This is a genomic window from Neisseria sp. WLZKY-1, assembly GCF_046546535.1.
In the GTDB taxonomy this organism is placed as follows: Bacteria; Pseudomonadota; Gammaproteobacteria; order Burkholderiales; family Neisseriaceae; genus Neisseria.
Genome location: NZ_JBKGTW010000023.1, coordinates 1 through 15147 on the forward strand (window position 1 = coordinate 1; position 15147 = coordinate 15147).

A 15147-nucleotide genomic window follows, 5' to 3' on the forward strand; every position below is an offset into this window, starting at 1 on the left:
CGTTTTTCAGACGGCCACCGTTTTTCAGACGGCCACCGTTTTTCAGACGGCCACCGTTTTTCAGACGGCCACCGTTTTTCAGACGGCCACCGTTTTTCAGACGATCGCTGTTTTCAGACGGCCTTTCCGTCTGCGTCAGCTTCGGACAGGTCTTGAACAAACAGCAGGATGTTTTCTTTGCTGACGCGGGGCAGGACGACGAGGTTGTTGATGCGGATATAGGGGGTGCCGCTTTCGGCTTCGATGTCCTGCCGCAGGCGCGCCGGATCGTAAAAGGTGAAACGGGTTTCGCGGTCGTTGATGATGAGTGGAAAATCGGACAAAACGCCTTTGGCTTCGGCTTCGAGCTGTGCCAGTTCGTCGAACCAGTCGGGGAAGGGGGTGTTCACGGGCGGACTCCTGAATAAGAGGCCGTCTGAAAGCCGTTTGTGCCACGGTTTTTCAGACGGCCTTTTTTGTGTGCGGCGTCAGACGAGGTTTTCGCGGCCGAGCCAGTCGGCGATGGCTTCGGCGGCTTCGGCGGGCGTGCCGTCGTTGACGATTTTGACGCCGTATTCATCTGCCGTGAGCTCTTCGAGTATTTCCAGCTGCGAGTCGAGCATGCCCGCTTTCATGTAGTGGCCTTTGCGCGCGGTCATGCGGCGCAGGTTGACATCGTGCGGCGGGGCGAGGTGGATGAAGGCGACGCGGCCTTGCGCGCCGCGCAGGATGTCGCGGTAGATGTGTTTGAGGGCGGAGCAGGTGACGACGGAATAGGCCGCGCCCGCCTGCGCCTGCGCGTCCATCCAGTCGCGCAGGCTTTCGAGCCAGGGGGCGCGGTCGGCGTCGGTCAGCGGGATGCCTGCGCCCATTTTGTCGCGGTTGGCTTGGGTGTGGAAGTCGTCGCCTTCGGCGTAGGGGCAGCCTTGGAGTTGTTTTTGCAGGGCTTGGGCGGCGGTGGTTTTGCCGCTGCCGCACACGCCCATGATGACAAAGTGTACTGTCATGTCTGCTCCTTAAAACACGGCGAAGGCGGCTGCGGACAGGGCAAAGCCGATGGCAGCGATCAGGGTTTGGTTGACCGTCCAGGTTTTTAGGGTGGTGGGCACGTCCATGTCGAGCAGTTTGCCGACCAGCCAGAAGCCGGAGTCGTTGAAGTGGCTGCATCCGACCGAGCCTGCGGCGGTGGCGAGGACGACGCAGGCAAGCTGCCAGTCGTTAAAGCCTGCGGCGGCCACGGCGGGCGCCATCAGGGCGGCGGCGGTGGTGAGGGCGACGGTGGCCGAGCCTTGGGCGATACGCAGGGCAAGGGCGACGAGGAAGCAGCCGAGCAAAACGGGGATGCCGAGGTCGGCCATGCTGTCGGCCAGCGCTTTGCCGATGCCCGAGGCGCGCAATACGCCGCCGAACATGCCGCCCGCGCCGGTGATGAGGATGACGGAGCAGACGGGGCCGAGTGCGCCGTCTATGGTTTTTTCCAAAGCCGAAGCCTGTTCGCCGCGTTTGCGGCCGAGCACGATCATGGCGGCCAGCACGGAAATCAGCAGGGCGACGGGGGTCGAGCCGATCATTTGCAGCATCTGCACCCAAGTTTCGCCCGCATCAACCGCTTTTTTGCTGATGAGGGTGGCTAGGCCGGTGTTGAGGAAAATCAGCACCATGGGAATCAGCAGGATGCCGATAACGGTGGACGCGGGGGCAGGGGTTTTGGGTTGGTCGTTGTCCTGCGCGCCGCCGCTGAGGAAGTCGGGCACGGGCACATGGATGGTGCGGCCGAGCACTTTGCCCAGCAGATAGCCGCTGAAATACCAGGAAATGACGGCGACGGGCAGGCCGACCATCAGCACCTGCCCGATGTTCGCGCCGTAAAACTCGGCAGCGGCAATCGGGCCGGGGTGTGGCGGCAGGAAGACGTGCATCACGGAGAACGCGCCGATGGAGGCCATGGCGTAGGGAAGCACTTCGGCTTTCATGCGCCGCGCGGTGGCGAAAACGATGGGCAGCATCACCATCAGCCCGGCGTCGAAGAAAATGGGGAAACCGAAAATCAGCGAGGCGACGCCCAGCGCGAAGGGCGCGCGTTTTTCGCCGAAGGCGCGTATCAGCGCGTCGGCCAGCGACTGCGCGCCGCCCGAGGTTTCCACCAGCCGGCCGAGCATCGCGCCCAGGCCGACCAGCAGGGCGACGCCGCCGAGCGTGCCGCCGAAGTTTTTCACCAGCACGTCGTTGACGATGTGGTTGACCGGCAAGCCGGTGGCCAGCGCGGTGAGCAGGCTGACGAGTATCAGGGTCAGCAGGGCGTGGATGCGGAATTTGACGATAAGCAGCAGAATCAGCAGTACCGCGCCCGCGGCAATGCCCAGGAGCGTGCCTGCTCCCAGTGTTTGCGACCAGTTTTCCATTGTGAAGCTACCTTTTTTAAGTGATTGGATAGGATGTTGGAGAAAGGGTTTGAAAATAATATTGCTGGAATTTTCGCAACGATAACACAAAGCGGCGCAAATTGAAGCAAAAGCGGCACGATGTTTACACATCGGACGGGTTGGCTACGGCTGCCGCATCAGTGGTGCCGCGTTCGGAAGGCCACCTGAAAGTGCGGTTTCGGCTGTGTCGAATCTGCGCTTTCAGACGGCCTTTACAGTCCGGTTCAGCGTTTGGCGCAGCCGGCGGATTGTTTGTGTTTTTTCGTGTAAGTGGCGCACGGGGAGGCGGGATAGGCATTTCCTGCCCGGGTGTCGGCGCTGTTGCCGTGGCGGCTCTTACGCCGTTCGGCAAGTGCGTCGGCATATTCTTTCATGCTGACGGTTTGCGCGGGATCGGGGCGGAAGGTGAATTTCGGTTTGCCGAAGTTGTACATTCTGAGCGTCATGTCGATATTGAAGGCGTTTTCTTTGCCGTTGATCTGCGTGTAGCGGCGCTGTCCGACAAAGCGGCCTTTGCTGTCGAGATAGATGTCGACCTGCCAGATCATGTCTTCGACCGGTGCCATCCGGCCGTATTTGTCTTTGAGACGGCGGTAGCGTTCGACTTCGGAGCGCACGGATTCGCTGTCGGCATCGGCGTCTTCCGGCAGCATCCAGCCTTCGGTAAAGATGCGGTTCAGCTGCGCGGCCTGTTCGTGCACGGCTTTGTAGCCTTCGGCGGAAATGCCCGTTTCGGGGGCTTCTTTTTCCAAACGGGTAAGTTCGGCGGAGAAGTGTTTGTAGAGGTTGGCGGTGTAGGCGTTGACAAAGGCTTTGTCTTCGCGGTAGCCGATGCGGTAGGCAGCGCCGATGCTGCGGCCGTAGGCGTCGAGCGGCAGGGCGGTGTAAGTGCCTTCGGGCATATCGGCGTAGCTGCGGTAGGCGGCGGCGAACAGGGCTTTGGCCGCTGATTTAACGGGCAGTTTCGCCCATTCGTTTGTGTCGTCGATGTCTTTCAGCGTGAAGCGCATCGGCAGGGTTTGCAGGCGCTTGGCGGTTTTTTCGCCAACCGTCAGCGACATGGCGGCGGCTACGGATTCGGGCAGCTCGACAATGGCCGACATGTCTTTTGTGTCCAGCAGCACGGGCATGCGGATGTTCAGGCTTTCGTTGCGGCTTTTGACGGCGATTTCGGGCACGATTTCGATTTTCCCCGCCGCCATGTCCACCGCGCCTTCGGCTTTCAGACGGCTTTTTTCAAAATAGGAATGCGCGGCGGGCAAGGCGGCCAGCGGGTCGGTTATGCGGGAAATGGCGCGGTAGGCCAAGCCGCCCGGTTCGGTGTTGGCCTCTTCGGCCATGGTGACCCAAACACGCTCGTCCTCGGGCAGCTTGTCGTCGGCGAGCAGTTTTTTCAGTGTTTCCCGCTTCTTGGCCGTGTCGTCGGTGATTTTTTGCGCCGTTTCGGGGGCGTTCCCGTCTTTTTGGCCGGTGAGCGACACGCGCGCTTCGGCGGAAAAATTGTAGCTGTAGTCTTTCGACAGGCTGCGCTCCATGGAATGCGCCACCATTTCCTGCGGCGTTTTGCCGCCGGTGCTGCTGCACCCGCTCAGGCCGAGGGCGGCCAGCGCAGCGGCGAGAAACAGGGGTTTCATCGGTTTTCCTTTAAATAATCAAACAAAATTTTACGGATTATGCAAAATGTAAAGCCCTTTGTCCAGCGGCGGGCTGAGGCCGTCTGAAACCCGCCGCGGCGGCCTTGCGGTATAATCCGCGCCTTTTTTAACGCGAGGCCAACCATGTTCACCCAAGCCGCCGAACACCTTTTTACCGTGCGCGACCTGCTGCGTTTCGCCGTCAGCCGCTTTAACGAAGCGGGGCTTTTTTTCGGCCACGGCAGTGACAACGCCCACGACGAGGCCGCCTATCTGATTCTGCACACGCTCAATTTGCCGCTGGACGTGCTCGAACCCTATCTCGACGCGCGTCTGATGCCGTCTGAAAAAGAGGAGCTGCTCGGCCTGATGGAACGGCGCGTGAAAGAGCGTCTGCCCGTGTCCTACCTGACGCACCACGCGCGGCAGGGCGATTTTGATTTTTACGTCGACGAGCGCGTGATTGTGCCGCGCTCCTTTATTGCCGAACTGCTGGGCGAGCCGCTGCGGCCGTGGATCGAATACGACGAACTCGTCCACAACGTGCTCGATTTGTGCACGGGCAGCGGCTGTCTGGCCGTTCAGGCGGCCTACCATTATCCCGACGCCGTGGTCGACGCCGCCGACATCAGCCTCGATGCGCTGGAAGTGGCCGCCGTCAATGTGGAAGACTACGGTCTCGAAGAGCGTGTCAACCTGATACACACCGACCTGTTCGAGGGCTTGGACGGCACATACGACCTGATTGTCTCCAACCCGCCCTACGTCGACGCCGAATCCGTCGCCGAACTGCCGCCCGAATACCTGCACGAGCCGGAACTCTCGCTCGGCAGCGGCAAAGACGGCCTCGACGCCACGCGGCAAATCCTGCTGCACGCCGCCAAATTCCTCAACCCGCACGGCGTGCTGCTGGTGGAAATCGGCCACAACCGCGCCGAACTCGAAGCCGCCTATCCCGAGCTGCCCTTCACCTGGCTGGAAACCAGCGGCGGCGACGGCTTCGTCTTTTTGCTTACCCGCGAACAACTTTTGGGTGGGCAGTAGGCTGCTTTTAGGCGGCCTTTGCCCGATTGCGGCCGTCTGAAAACCGGAGCGGAGCAGGGCAGGGTGAACCTGTCCGGGCGGACTTTTTGAAATTTTCTGTGATTGATGCAGCCCAAAAGCCGTCGCCGCCCGCCCGGGCAAAAGGCCGTCTGAAAGCCCGAAACAGGCTTTTCAGACGGCCTTTTCCCGTGTTTCTGGCGCAGGCGAAATCGGTTACAATGGCGGCCTTTTTTTACCTACCCAACCGGCATTCACACCATGTTTTCCACCGTAGAAAAATACCGCGGCCCGGCCAAAATCCTGCTGGGTCTGATTGCGCTCACCTTCGTCGGCTTCGGCGCGGGCGGCATCATCGCCGCAGGATCGGACTATATCGTCAAAGTCGGCGGCGAAAAAATCAGCACCCAAAGCGTACAGCAGGCGCAGCGCGAAGAAAAACTGGGCAGCCCGCAAGACGCCCTGACTGTGCTGACCGAACGCGCCTTCCTCACCGAGGGCGCGAAAATGATGGGCATCGCCGTGTCCGACGCGCAGTTGAAACAGGTGATCGTCGACGATCCGGGTTTCCACGACGAAAACGGCCGCTTCAACGAAACAAAATTCCGCAACTTCCTGCAACAGAGCGGCATGAACGAAGAACAGTTCCTCAACACCCTGCGCCGCCAGTTCCAGCTGCAAAACCTCGTCAACCTCGCCGCCAACGGCAACATCGTCACCGACGCGCAATACACGCGTTACGCCGAAACCGTGCTGGCCGACCGCACCGTGCGCACCGTGATACTCGACCCGAAAAACTTCGCCGCGCAAGTGAAGGCCGACGATGCCGCGCTCAAAGCCTATTACGACAAAGACAAAAGCAAATACGTCCGCCCGCAGGCTGTGAAATTCCAATACATCGAACTTTCCGCCGACGCGCTGGCCGACAAACAGACCGTGGGCGAAGACGAAGTGAAAAAAGCCTTCGACGAGCGGCAGAAAGCTGCCGGAGCGCAGCGCGAAGTGTCGCACATCATGTTCAAAGCCGCCGCGGCGGACAAAGCCGCCGTGAAGGCTGAAGCGGAAAAAGTGCTGGCCGAAGCCAAAGCCGCGCCCGACACCTTTGCAGATCTGGCGCGCAAATATTCGCAGGACGAAGGCACGGCGCAGTCGGGCGGCAGCCTCGGCGCAATCGGCAAAGATACGCCGCTGCCCGAAGCCTTCAAAACCGCCGTCGCCAAACTCGGCAAAGGCGCGACGGAACTGGTGGAAACCGACGAAGGCTTCCACATCGTGCACATCGACAACCTTGGCGGCTCGGAAAGTTTCGACGAAGCCAAAGCGCAGATCGAAGCCGAACTGAAACGGCAGAAGGCGCGGCAGGCGCTGGCGAAAACACGCGAAATCCTGCAACAGGCCGCCTTCGATTCGCCCGACAGCCTCAAAGCCGCCGCCGAAAAAACCGGTCTGCCGGTAAAAGAAGGCGGCGAATGGCTGACCAAAGACAAAGCGCAGCAGGCGCAGCTGCCCGCCGATTTGGTGGAAGCCCTGTTCGGCGACGAAGTGTTCAAGAAAAAACACAATTCCGACCCGATTGCCGTGGGCGAAGGCTACTGGGTAGTACGCGCAAGCGAAACCCGCGAAGAGAGCACACCCTCGTTCGAGCAGGCAAAAGAAGAAGTGCGCGCCGCCTACCTTAACAGCGAATCGGCCAAAGCCGCGCAGGAGCAGGGCAAAAAACTGCTGGCCGAGCTGCAAAAAGGCGGCAAACCCGAACTGGCCTGGTCGCCCGTCGAAACCCTGAGCGCCACCGACGCCCGCATGCGTCTGCCGCCGCAGGCACTCGCCGCGCTGGCCAAAGCCCGCCCGGCAGAGGGCAAACCGGCCTACGTCCTGCTCGAAGGACTGCCCGTGCCCGTGCTGATGGAAGTGCAGTCGGTAACCGTGCCGCAGGCAAGCGCGGAGGAGAAAACCCTCGTCCGCAAACAAATCGCGCAGCAGAGCGCCGTCCGCATGTATTCGAGCCTGCTGGACTATCTGAAAAGCAAAATCGAGCTGAAACAGGGACACCAGAAACTCGAATCGTCGGGACAATAGCACCTGAGGCCGTCTGAAAGCGCCGCATCCGCCGCGCCCGTTTTCAGACGGCCTTGATTTCCCCGCCGCCGCGCCTATATGCAGGCGCACATTCCCGCAACACACGACAAGGAACCCGTATGAAAACCCGCTACATCCTTCCCGCCCTTGCCGCGCTCACCCTCGCCGCCTGCGGCAACGACAGGCAGGCCGAACTCGAACAGCAGCTCAAAGACCAGCAGCAGCAAATCGCCCAATTGCAGGCGCAGGCCGCTTCCGCCGCCGACCAAACTGTCTACCAGCTCAACCCCGACGCGGTAAACGAAACCCTGTCGGCCGAAGCGCAGGAAAAAGGCAAAAACGGCGAAACCGTTACCGGCAGCGACGGCCAGCAGTATGTTTACGACCCCTCCACGGGAAGCTGGCTGCTGCAAAGCCTGGTCGGTGCGGCCGCAGGCGCGTTCATCGGCAACGCGCTGGCCAACCGTTTCAGCCGCGCGCCCGTCAATCCCGCCACGCAGCAGGTGCGCAGCCGCTACGAGCAGCAATACAAAGGCAAACGACCCAACGTGCCGTCTTCCCTACGCCCGAGCCGCCCGGCCGGACAACAGGCAGGCGTCTACCGCCCCACCGACCGCGCCCAGCCCAACTACCGCCAGCCCCGCCGCAGCGGCTTCGGCGGCTTCGGTCGCAGGCGCAGATAATTTTTCAGACAGCCTCAAAGCTGCGGCAAACGCTTTGAGGCCGTCTGAAAACATCCGTTTCCGTTTTTTTCACCCATCAAGGAGACCCGCATGAACCCGCGCCACGCCGCCGCCCTTCTTGCCGCCGCCGTTTCCCTCTCCGCCGCAGCTGCCGTCGAAACCGCCGACAGCTGCGCCTTCGTCGAAAACAAAGGCGTCGAAACCACCTACCGCTGCGAATTTTCCGGCACGCTCGCCCAAGCCTATGCCCGCTTCCAAGGTGGCCGCTACCGTTACACCCCTGTCGAAACCGAAACCTTCATCTCCGACGAAATCCCGCGCGACACCGGCCTGCCGCGCACCCTGCCGAAAACAAACCGCAAAGCCTCCGACAGCAGCCCGGGCGATTGCGGCAGCTACCGCCACGAATACCGCTTCGCATACAAGGGCGGCAACACCGTCAGCGTCAAAAGCGGCGGCATGGACGACTGCGTCGCCGGCGACGGCTTCCAAACCCGCTACGAAAAACGCGGCGGTAAAGTCATCGTTACCCACACCGTCTTCTCCTCCTGATTCATCATGAGGCCGTCTGAAAACATTTTCAGACGGCCTCAAACCCCGAAAGGACAGCCCGTGAGCAAACAACACCACAAACTCATCATCCTCGGCTCCGGCCCCGCCGGCTACACCGCCGCCGTTTACGCCGCCCGCGCCAACCTCCAACCCGCCATCATCACCGGCCTCGAACAGGGCGGCCAGCTGATGACCACCACCGAAGTCGACAACTGGCCGGCCGACGCCGCAGGCGTGCAGGGTCCCGAACTGATGGCGCGTTTCCTTTCCCACGCCGAGCGTTTCGGCACGGAAATCATCTTCGACCACATCCACACCGCCGACCTGCAAAGCCGCCCCTTCAAACTCACGGGCGACGCGGGCGAATACACCTGCGACGCCCTCATCGTCGCCACCGGCGCCTCCGCCAAATACCTCGGCCTGCCAAGCGAAGAAACCTTTGCCGGACGCGGCGTCTCCGCCTGCGCCACCTGCGACGGCTTCTTCTATAAACAGCAGCACGTCGCCGTCGTCGGCGGCGGTAACACCGCCGTCGAAGAAGCGCTGTATCTGGCCAACATCGCCGACACCGTCACCCTCATCCACCGCCGCGACAGCTTCCGCGCCGAAAAAATCATGGTCGACAAACTGATGCGCCGCGTGGACGAAGGTAAAATCATCCTGAAAACCAACGCCGTGCTGGAAGAAATCCTCGGCGGCGAAGGCGGCGTCAGCGGCGCGCGCCTCAAATTCAACGACGGTACAAGCGAAGACATCGCCGTGCAGGGTGTATTCATCGCCATCGGCCACAAGCCCAACACCGACATCTTCAAAGGCCAGCTCGACATGGACGAAGCCGGCTATCTGAAAACGCGCGGCGGCAGCGGCGACAACGTCGGCGCCACCAACATCGAAGGCGTATGGGCGGCAGGCGACGTCAAAGACCACACCTACCGCCAGGCCATCACCAGCGCCGCCTCGGGCTGCCAGGCTGCCCTCGATGCCGAACGCTGGCTCGACAGCCAACATTAGGGTCTGCTGACATTTGGTCTTGCGGCGGATTTTGCGCCGGAAAACGGCATCTGCTGCGTTGCAAATCCTCGCAAGGTGTCCAACCTTGCTGCGGTTTGCGCCTTGCATCTGCTGTTTTCTGACGCAAAACCCGCTTCGCAAACCAATTGTCAACAGCTCCTAATCCGTACAGGCCGTCTGAAAGCGCAAAAGCCTTTTCAGACGGCCTCCCATCCACCCGCATATTTAAGGAAAAACCCATGATTAAACTGACCACCAACAAAGGTGTCATCACCATCGAACTCGACCACGAAAAAGCGCCGATCACCGCCGCCAACTTCGAGCAGTATGTCAAAGACGGCTTCTACGACGGCGTAATCTTCCACCGCGTCATCCCCGGCTTCATGATCCAAGGCGGCGGCATGAGTCCCGATATGGGCGAAAAAGCCACCCGCGACCCCATCGAAAACGAAGCCCACAACGGCCTGGCCAACGAAAAATACACCATCGCCATGGCGCGCACTTCCGACCCGCATTCCGCCTCGGCGCAGTTTTTCATCAACACCGCCGACAACGTCTTCCTCAACCAGCGCGCCAAAGAAATGCACGGCCGACGGGTCGTCCAAGACTGGGGCTACGCCGTCTTCGGCAAAGTCACCGACGGCTTCGACGTGGTGGACGCCATCGAAAAAGTCGCCACCAAAAGCCACGGCTACCATGACGACGTGCCCGTAGAGCCCGTCATCATCGAAAAAGCCGAAATCGTATAAAACGGCTTGCCGCCGCAGGAGGCCGTCTGAAACCCGTTTCAGACGGCCTCGCCCTTTCAGACGGCCTCCCCATATGCGATAATCCGCGCGTTTTGTTTTCCATATCCATCCACCGAGAGAACCATCATGGCAGAAGAAAAGAGCAAAAAATCAAACACCGTCGAGCAGGTCAAACCCGAAGACAAAGGCAAAGCCCTTGCCGCCGCCCTGGCACAGATTGAAAAACAGTTCGGCAAAGGCTCCATCATGAAGATGGACGGCAGCCACAAAGACGAAACCCTCGAAGTCATCTCCACCGGCTCGCTCGGCCTCGACCTTGCGCTAGGCGTCGGCGGCCTGCCGCGCGGGCGCATCGTCGAAATCTTCGGCCCCGAATCCTCGGGCAAAACCACCCTCTGCCTCGAAACCATCGCCCAATGCCAGAAAAACGGCGGCACCTGCGCCTTTATCGACGCCGAAAACGCCTTCGACCCCGTCTACGCCCGCGCCCTCGGCGTCAAAGTCGAAGAACTGATGGTCTCCCAGCCCGACACCGGCGAGCAGGCCATGGAAATCTGCGACATGCTGGTGCGCTCCGGCGCGGTGGACATGGTCGTCATCGACTCCGTCGCCGCCCTCGTGCCCAAGGCCGAAATCGAAGGCGACATGGGCGACAGCCACGTCGGCCTGCAAGCCCGCCTGATGAGCCAGGCGCTGCGCAAACTCACCGGCCACATCAAAAAAACCAACACCCTCGTCGTCTTCATCAACCAGCTGCGTATGAAAATCGGCGTGATGTTCGGCAACCCCGAAACCACCACCGGCGGCAACGCGCTCAAATTCTATTCCTCCGTGCGCATCGACATCCGCGGCAGCACCCAGATTAAAAAAGGCGACGAAAGCCCCATCGGCAAAGAAACCAAAGTCAAAGTCATCAAAAACAAAGTCGCGCCCCCCTTCCGCACCGCCGAGTTCGACATCCTCTACGGCGAAGGCATCAGCTGGGAAGGCGAGCTGATCGACATCGGCGGCAAACTCGGCGTCATCGAAAAATCCGGCGCCTGGTACAGCTACAACGGGGCGAAAATCGGCCAGGGCAAAGACAACGTCCGCGTCTGGCTGAAAGAAAACCCCGAAGTCGCCCGCGAAATCGAAGCGAAAATCCGCGAAAAAGCCGGCGTCGACATCCAAATCACCGAAGGCACGCGCGACGAAACCGACGGCGACGAGCCCGAAGAATAAGCCTGGCCCAACCCGCAAGGCCGTCTGAAAACATAAAAATGCCTTTCAGACGGCCTGCCGCAACAAGGAAACACCATGCAGAACTTCCTCTTCATCTTCACCGCCGTCACCGTCGGCGCATTCATCGCCGCAGGCATCTATTTCTTTGTCGGCGCGGTTAGGGAAGGCCGCGAAGAGCGCGAGCGCAAACGCCTGGGCAACCAATAACAAAAGGCTGTCTGAAAGGGTGCCAACCCGTTTTCAGACGGCCTTTTCCGCATACGGAACCGACACATGGCCGACATCAGCGTTTTAATCCTGGCGAAAAACGAAGCGGAAAACATCCGCGCCTGCATCGAAAGCTGCCGCCCCTTTGCCGCCGAAGTCGTCGTTATCGACGATTTCAGCGACGACGACACCGCGCAGATTGCCGAAGAGTGTGGCGCGAGAGTCGTCCGCCGCGCCCTGAACGGCGACTGGGGCGGGCAGAAAACCTTTGCCGTGCAACAGGCCGCCTGCCCGTGGATATTCGTTATCGACGCCGACGAACGCTGCACGCCCGAGCTGGCCGGCGAAATCCGCAAAGCCGCCAATGCCGGAGAACAAACCGCCTACCGCGTCACCCGTCTCAACCACTTCGGCGGCCGCCCCGTCCGCCACGGCCCGCTCAGCCCCGACCGCGTCACCCGCCTGCTGCCGCGCGACAACGTCCGCTTCGAAGGACTGGTGCACGAAAAAACCGTCCATCCCTATCCCGAAAAAAACCTCGCCGCCCCCATGCTGCACTACACCTACGACAACTGGGACCAGTATCTGGCGAAAATGAACCGCTACTCCGCCCTCTCGGCCGAGCGCTATCTGCGCGAAGGCCGCCGCCCGCGCCCTTTCGCCGACCTCTGGCTGCGCCCGCAGATCGCCTTCGTCAAAATGTATTTCCTCAAACTCGGCTTTCTCGACGGTGCGCTGGGCTACGCGCTGGCAAAAAACTACGCCAACTACACCCTCAACAAATACATCAAACTGCAAGAAATATATGCGCGGCAGGCAGGCCGTTCCTGAACGATCAGGCCGTCTGAAAGCCCCGTCGGGTTCGAGATCCGTTGAAACCCCGCTTTCAGACGGCCTTTTTGCCAACAGAAAGAAGCAACCATGTGGACACCCGAAACCATCCTCATCCTAATGGCCGTCGGCTCACTGGCCGGCATTATCGCCGGTATGTTCGGCGTCGGCGGCGGCACCATCCTCGTACCGCTGGTATTGTGGATTTTACAGATGCAGGGCTTGGAGCAGTCGGCCTACGCCCAGCACACCGCCATCGGCACCTCCTTTGCCGTGATGGTGTTCACCTCCTTTTCCAGCGCCCTGTCGCAGCACAAAAAAGGCGCGGTCGACTGGCAGATTCTGCAAAGCATGATTCCCGGCGTGTTGGCAGGCGTTGCCGTCGGCGCACTGATTGCCCGCTACCTGCCGAGCAAAGGCTTGCAGATTTTCTTCACCGTTTTTATCGGCATCATTGCCGTGCGCGCCCTGATGGGCATCAAACCCTCGCCGAGCCGCCACCTGCCCGGACGCGGCGGCCTCTTTAGCATGGGCAGCCTCTTCGGTGTCCTGTCGAGCTGGATCGGCATCGGCGGCGGCTCGCTCACTGTGCCCTACCTCACCTTCTGCAACGTCCCCGTCCACCGCGCCGTCGGCACTTCCGCCGCATTGGGCTGGCCGATTGCCGTGGCGGGCGCGGCGGGCTACTGGTACGCCGGAGCGGGCAGCCCCGGCCTGCCCCCCGCCTCGGCCGGTTTCATCTACCTGCCCGCCGTCGCCGTGCTGGCCGCCGCCACACTGGTGTCCGCCCCCTTCGGCGTGAAAATCTCGCACAAACTGCCCGCCGCCCAGCTGAAAAAAGGCTTCGGCATCCTGCTGCTGCTGATTACCCTGCGCATGGCTTGGAAAATCGTGCACAACTGGTAGGGCGCTGTTGCCGCCTGCGATGCAAAAGGCCGTCTGAAAAGGGTTTCCCCGCTTTCAGACGGCCTCTTTATAGTGAGTCAACACAAAAAGATACAAGGCAGCAAGCCGCAGACAGTACAGGTAGCACGGGGCTGGTTTTCTTGGCATTTTTAATGCCGTAGAAAACCGCCCTCTGTGAGTTAAGGCGCAGCAACGCCGTAGATTTTTATTTTGACTCACTATATTTCAAATCAGCGGTTTGCCGTTGTAAAGGCCGAAGAAGCTGCGGATGTCGAAATAGACGCTGCGGCGGCTGCCGTCGGGGGCTTGGATGTCGATGCGGTCGTAGATGCCGCCGCCTTCTTTAATTAGGGCTTGACCGATTTTGCGGTAGCCGGGATGGTTTTGGGCAATCCAAGCGTTTTCGGCAGCGATGCCGCGTGTGGTGTCGTTTTCGGTGATGATGACGGCGCGTTCTATGCTGCTGTCATTGTTTTGCTGTCGGACGAGGCTTTCGCCCGGGCGTTCGGTTTGTTTGAAGCCAGCTCGGCGGCGGGGCGGCTATGCTGAGGGTGAGGGCGGCGGCGAGGAGAGTAGGGAGGCGTTTGCTGTTCATGATGTTTCCTTTATCGGAAGGGTTAGGGAATTTCAGACGGCCTTTTGCTTTGAGGCCGTCTGAAAGCGTTTTTCACTTCGTTGAAGTTTTTTCAGACGGCCTATTTGATGGTTTACGCGCCTGCGCCCAGCCGTTGCAGGCGGTAGCTGCCGTTGAGGACGTTTTGCCACCAGTCGCGGTTTTCCAGATACCAGGCGACGGTTTTGCGGATGCCGGTGTCGAAGGTTTCCTGCGGCTGCCAGCCGAGTTCGCGGCCGATTTTGGCGGCGTCGATGGCGTAGCGGGCGTCGTGGCCGGGGCGGTCTTTGACGAAGGTGATGAGGTCTTCGTATTTCGCCACGCCGGCGGGTTTTTGCGGCGCGAGTTCTTCCAGCAGGGCGCAGACGGTGCGTACGACTTCGAGATTGGTTTTTTCGTTGTGACCACCGATGTTGTAGGTTTCGCCGACTTTTCCTTGGGTAACAACCTGATACAGGGCGCGGGCGTGGTCTTCGACATACAGCCAGTCGCGGATTTGGCTGCCGTCGCCGTAGACGGGCAGGGGTTTGCCGGAGAGGGCGTTGAGGATGATGTGGGGGATGAGTTTTTCGGGGAAGTGGTAGGGGCCGTAGTTGTTGGAGCAGTTGGTGATCAGGGTAGGCAGGCCGTAGGTGCGCTGCCAGGCGCGCACGAGATGGTCGCTGCTGGCTTTGCTGGCGGAGTAGGGGCTGGACGGGGCGTAGGGGGTGGTTTCGGTGAAGAGGTCGCTGGTGCCGTGCAGGTCGCCATAGACTTCGTCGGTGGAGATGTGGTGGAAGCGGAAGGCAGCGCGCTGGTTTTCAGGCTGCTTTTCGAAATAGGCGCGGGCAGCTTCGAGCAGGGTGAAGGTGCCGACGATATTGGTGTGGATAAATTCGCCGGCGCTGTCGATGCTGCGGTCGACATGGCTTTCGGCGGCCAGGTGCATGACGGCATCGGGGCGGTGTTCGGCGAAGATTCGGTCGAGCGCGGCACGATCGCAGATATCGGCCTGCTCGAAGGTGTAGCGCGGGTTGCTGGCCACGGCGGCAAGGGATTGCAGGTTGCCGGCATAGGTGAGTTTGTCGAGATTAACGACGCGCTCGTCGGTGTTTTGGATCAGGTGGCGGATAAGGGCGGAACCGATAAAGCCGGCGCCGCCGGTGATGAGAAGGGTCATGGGGATTTCCTGTGTTTTTTCGAATAGATGAGCTTTCAGACGGCCTGATGGGGCAAACGGAT

At 60.7% G+C, this 15147-nt stretch carries 16 protein-coding genes; 11 read left to right on the top strand and 5 right to left on the bottom strand.

The window, feature by feature from the left end:
* Positions 1–113 precede the first annotated feature (113 nt).
* The 4 genes from ACLD9W_RS07325 to ACLD9W_RS07340 form a co-directional block, all read right to left on the bottom strand.
* A complete protein-coding gene (locus ACLD9W_RS07325; protein WP_410841405.1) occupies positions 114–389 on the bottom strand; it encodes a hypothetical protein in 276 nt (91 codons plus the stop codon).
* A 78-nt stretch (positions 390–467) separates the two neighbouring features.
* Complete coding sequence (locus ACLD9W_RS07330) at positions 468–986, bottom strand: gluconokinase (protein ID WP_410841406.1); 519 nt, start codon at positions 984–986, stop codon at positions 468–470.
* Between the two features lie 9 nt (positions 987–995).
* Positions 996–2381 (bottom strand): GntP family permease, encoded by a 1386-nt coding sequence (locus ACLD9W_RS07335; RefSeq protein WP_410841407.1) that lies wholly within the window; start codon positions 2379–2381, stop codon positions 996–998.
* A 245-nt stretch (positions 2382–2626) separates the two neighbouring features.
* Positions 2627–4036, bottom strand: coding sequence for a hypothetical protein (locus ACLD9W_RS07340; RefSeq protein WP_410841408.1), 1410 nt, complete (start codon positions 4034–4036; stop codon positions 2627–2629).
* 144 nt (positions 4037–4180) lie between these two features.
* On the opposite strand from ACLD9W_RS07340, the gene prmB reads away from it, so the two are divergent.
* From prmB to ACLD9W_RS07395, 11 genes are all read left to right on the top strand, one after another.
* A complete protein-coding gene (gene prmB / locus ACLD9W_RS07345; RefSeq protein WP_410841409.1) occupies positions 4181–5080 on the top strand; it encodes a 50S ribosomal protein L3 N(5)-glutamine methyltransferase in 900 nt (299 codons plus the stop codon).
* Positions 5081–5338: 258 nt separating this feature from the next.
* Entirely contained in the window at positions 5339–7153 is a 1815-nt protein-coding gene (locus ACLD9W_RS07350) for a SurA N-terminal domain-containing protein (protein WP_410841410.1), read from the top strand.
* Positions 7154–7272: 119 nt separating this feature from the next.
* On the top strand, positions 7273–7836 hold the full coding sequence (locus ACLD9W_RS07355; RefSeq protein WP_410841411.1) for a hypothetical protein: 564 nt from the start codon (positions 7273–7275) through the stop codon (positions 7834–7836).
* A gap of 90 nt (positions 7837–7926) precedes the next feature.
* Positions 7927–8388 (top strand): hypothetical protein, encoded by a 462-nt coding sequence (locus ACLD9W_RS07360; protein ID WP_410841412.1) that lies wholly within the window; start codon positions 7927–7929, stop codon positions 8386–8388.
* Between the two features lie 60 nt (positions 8389–8448).
* Positions 8449–9399 (top strand): thioredoxin-disulfide reductase, encoded by a 951-nt coding sequence (trxB, locus tag ACLD9W_RS07365; protein WP_410841413.1) that lies wholly within the window; start codon positions 8449–8451, stop codon positions 9397–9399.
* Between the two features lie 239 nt (positions 9400–9638).
* Positions 9639–10148, top strand: a complete 510-nt coding sequence (locus ACLD9W_RS07370; protein WP_410841414.1) for a peptidylprolyl isomerase — start codon at positions 9639–9641, stop codon at positions 10146–10148.
* Positions 10149–10274: 126 nt separating this feature from the next.
* Complete coding sequence (gene recA / locus ACLD9W_RS07375) at positions 10275–11369, top strand: recombinase RecA (RefSeq protein WP_410841415.1); 1095 nt, start codon at positions 10275–10277, stop codon at positions 11367–11369.
* A gap of 75 nt (positions 11370–11444) precedes the next feature.
* Positions 11445–11576: a hypothetical protein gene (locus tag ACLD9W_RS07380; RefSeq protein ID WP_410841416.1), complete on the top strand. Its 132-nt coding sequence runs from the start codon at positions 11445–11447 to the stop codon at positions 11574–11576.
* Positions 11577–11642: 66 nt separating this feature from the next.
* Positions 11643–12407 (top strand): glycosyltransferase family 2 protein, encoded by a 765-nt coding sequence (locus tag ACLD9W_RS07385; RefSeq protein ID WP_410841417.1) that lies wholly within the window; start codon positions 11643–11645, stop codon positions 12405–12407.
* Between the two features lie 90 nt (positions 12408–12497).
* A complete protein-coding gene (locus tag ACLD9W_RS07390; protein WP_410841418.1) occupies positions 12498–13313 on the top strand; it encodes a sulfite exporter TauE/SafE family protein in 816 nt (271 codons plus the stop codon).
* Positions 13314–13667: 354 nt separating this feature from the next.
* Complete coding sequence (locus ACLD9W_RS07395) at positions 13668–13862, top strand: hypothetical protein (protein WP_410841419.1); 195 nt, start codon at positions 13668–13670, stop codon at positions 13860–13862.
* A gap of 158 nt (positions 13863–14020) precedes the next feature.
* Here the strand turns inward: ACLD9W_RS07395 and rfbB are convergent, their stop codons facing one another.
* Entirely contained in the window at positions 14021–15085 is a 1065-nt protein-coding gene (rfbB, locus tag ACLD9W_RS07400) for a dTDP-glucose 4,6-dehydratase (RefSeq protein ID WP_410841420.1), read from the bottom strand.
* Positions 15086–15147 lie beyond the last annotated feature (62 nt).

Excerpts from the sequence above, each read along its gene's own strand:
- ACLD9W_RS07360 (WP_410841412.1), top strand. The coding sequence starts at position 7,927 with ATGAACCCGCGCCACGCCGCCGCCCTTCTTGCCGCCGCCGTTTCCCTC.
- ACLD9W_RS07390 (WP_410841418.1), top strand. The coding sequence starts at position 12,498 with ATGTGGACACCCGAAACCATCCTCATCCTAATGGCCGTCGGCTCACTG.
- rfbB (WP_410841420.1), bottom strand. The coding sequence starts at position 15,085 with ATGACCCTTCTCATCACCGGCGGCGCCGGCTTTATCGGTTCCGCCCTT.
- recA (WP_410841415.1), top strand. The coding sequence starts at position 10,275 with ATGGCAGAAGAAAAGAGCAAAAAATCAAACACCGTCGAGCAGGTCAAA.
- ACLD9W_RS07350 (WP_410841410.1), top strand. The coding sequence starts at position 5,339 with ATGTTTTCCACCGTAGAAAAATACCGCGGCCCGGCCAAAATCCTGCTG.
- prmB (WP_410841409.1), top strand. The coding sequence starts at position 4,181 with ATGTTCACCCAAGCCGCCGAACACCTTTTTACCGTGCGCGACCTGCTG.
- ACLD9W_RS07355 (WP_410841411.1), top strand. The coding sequence starts at position 7,273 with ATGAAAACCCGCTACATCCTTCCCGCCCTTGCCGCGCTCACCCTCGCC.
- ACLD9W_RS07370 (WP_410841414.1), top strand. The coding sequence starts at position 9,639 with ATGATTAAACTGACCACCAACAAAGGTGTCATCACCATCGAACTCGAC.
- ACLD9W_RS07330 (WP_410841406.1), bottom strand. The coding sequence starts at position 986 with ATGACAGTACACTTTGTCATCATGGGCGTGTGCGGCAGCGGCAAAACC.
- ACLD9W_RS07340 (WP_410841408.1), bottom strand. The coding sequence starts at position 4,036 with ATGAAACCCCTGTTTCTCGCCGCTGCGCTGGCCGCCCTCGGCCTGAGC.
- ACLD9W_RS07385 (WP_410841417.1), top strand. The coding sequence starts at position 11,643 with ATGGCCGACATCAGCGTTTTAATCCTGGCGAAAAACGAAGCGGAAAAC.
- ACLD9W_RS07335 (WP_410841407.1), bottom strand. The coding sequence starts at position 2,381 with ATGGAAAACTGGTCGCAAACACTGGGAGCAGGCACGCTCCTGGGCATT.
- ACLD9W_RS07380 (WP_410841416.1), top strand. The coding sequence starts at position 11,445 with ATGCAGAACTTCCTCTTCATCTTCACCGCCGTCACCGTCGGCGCATTC.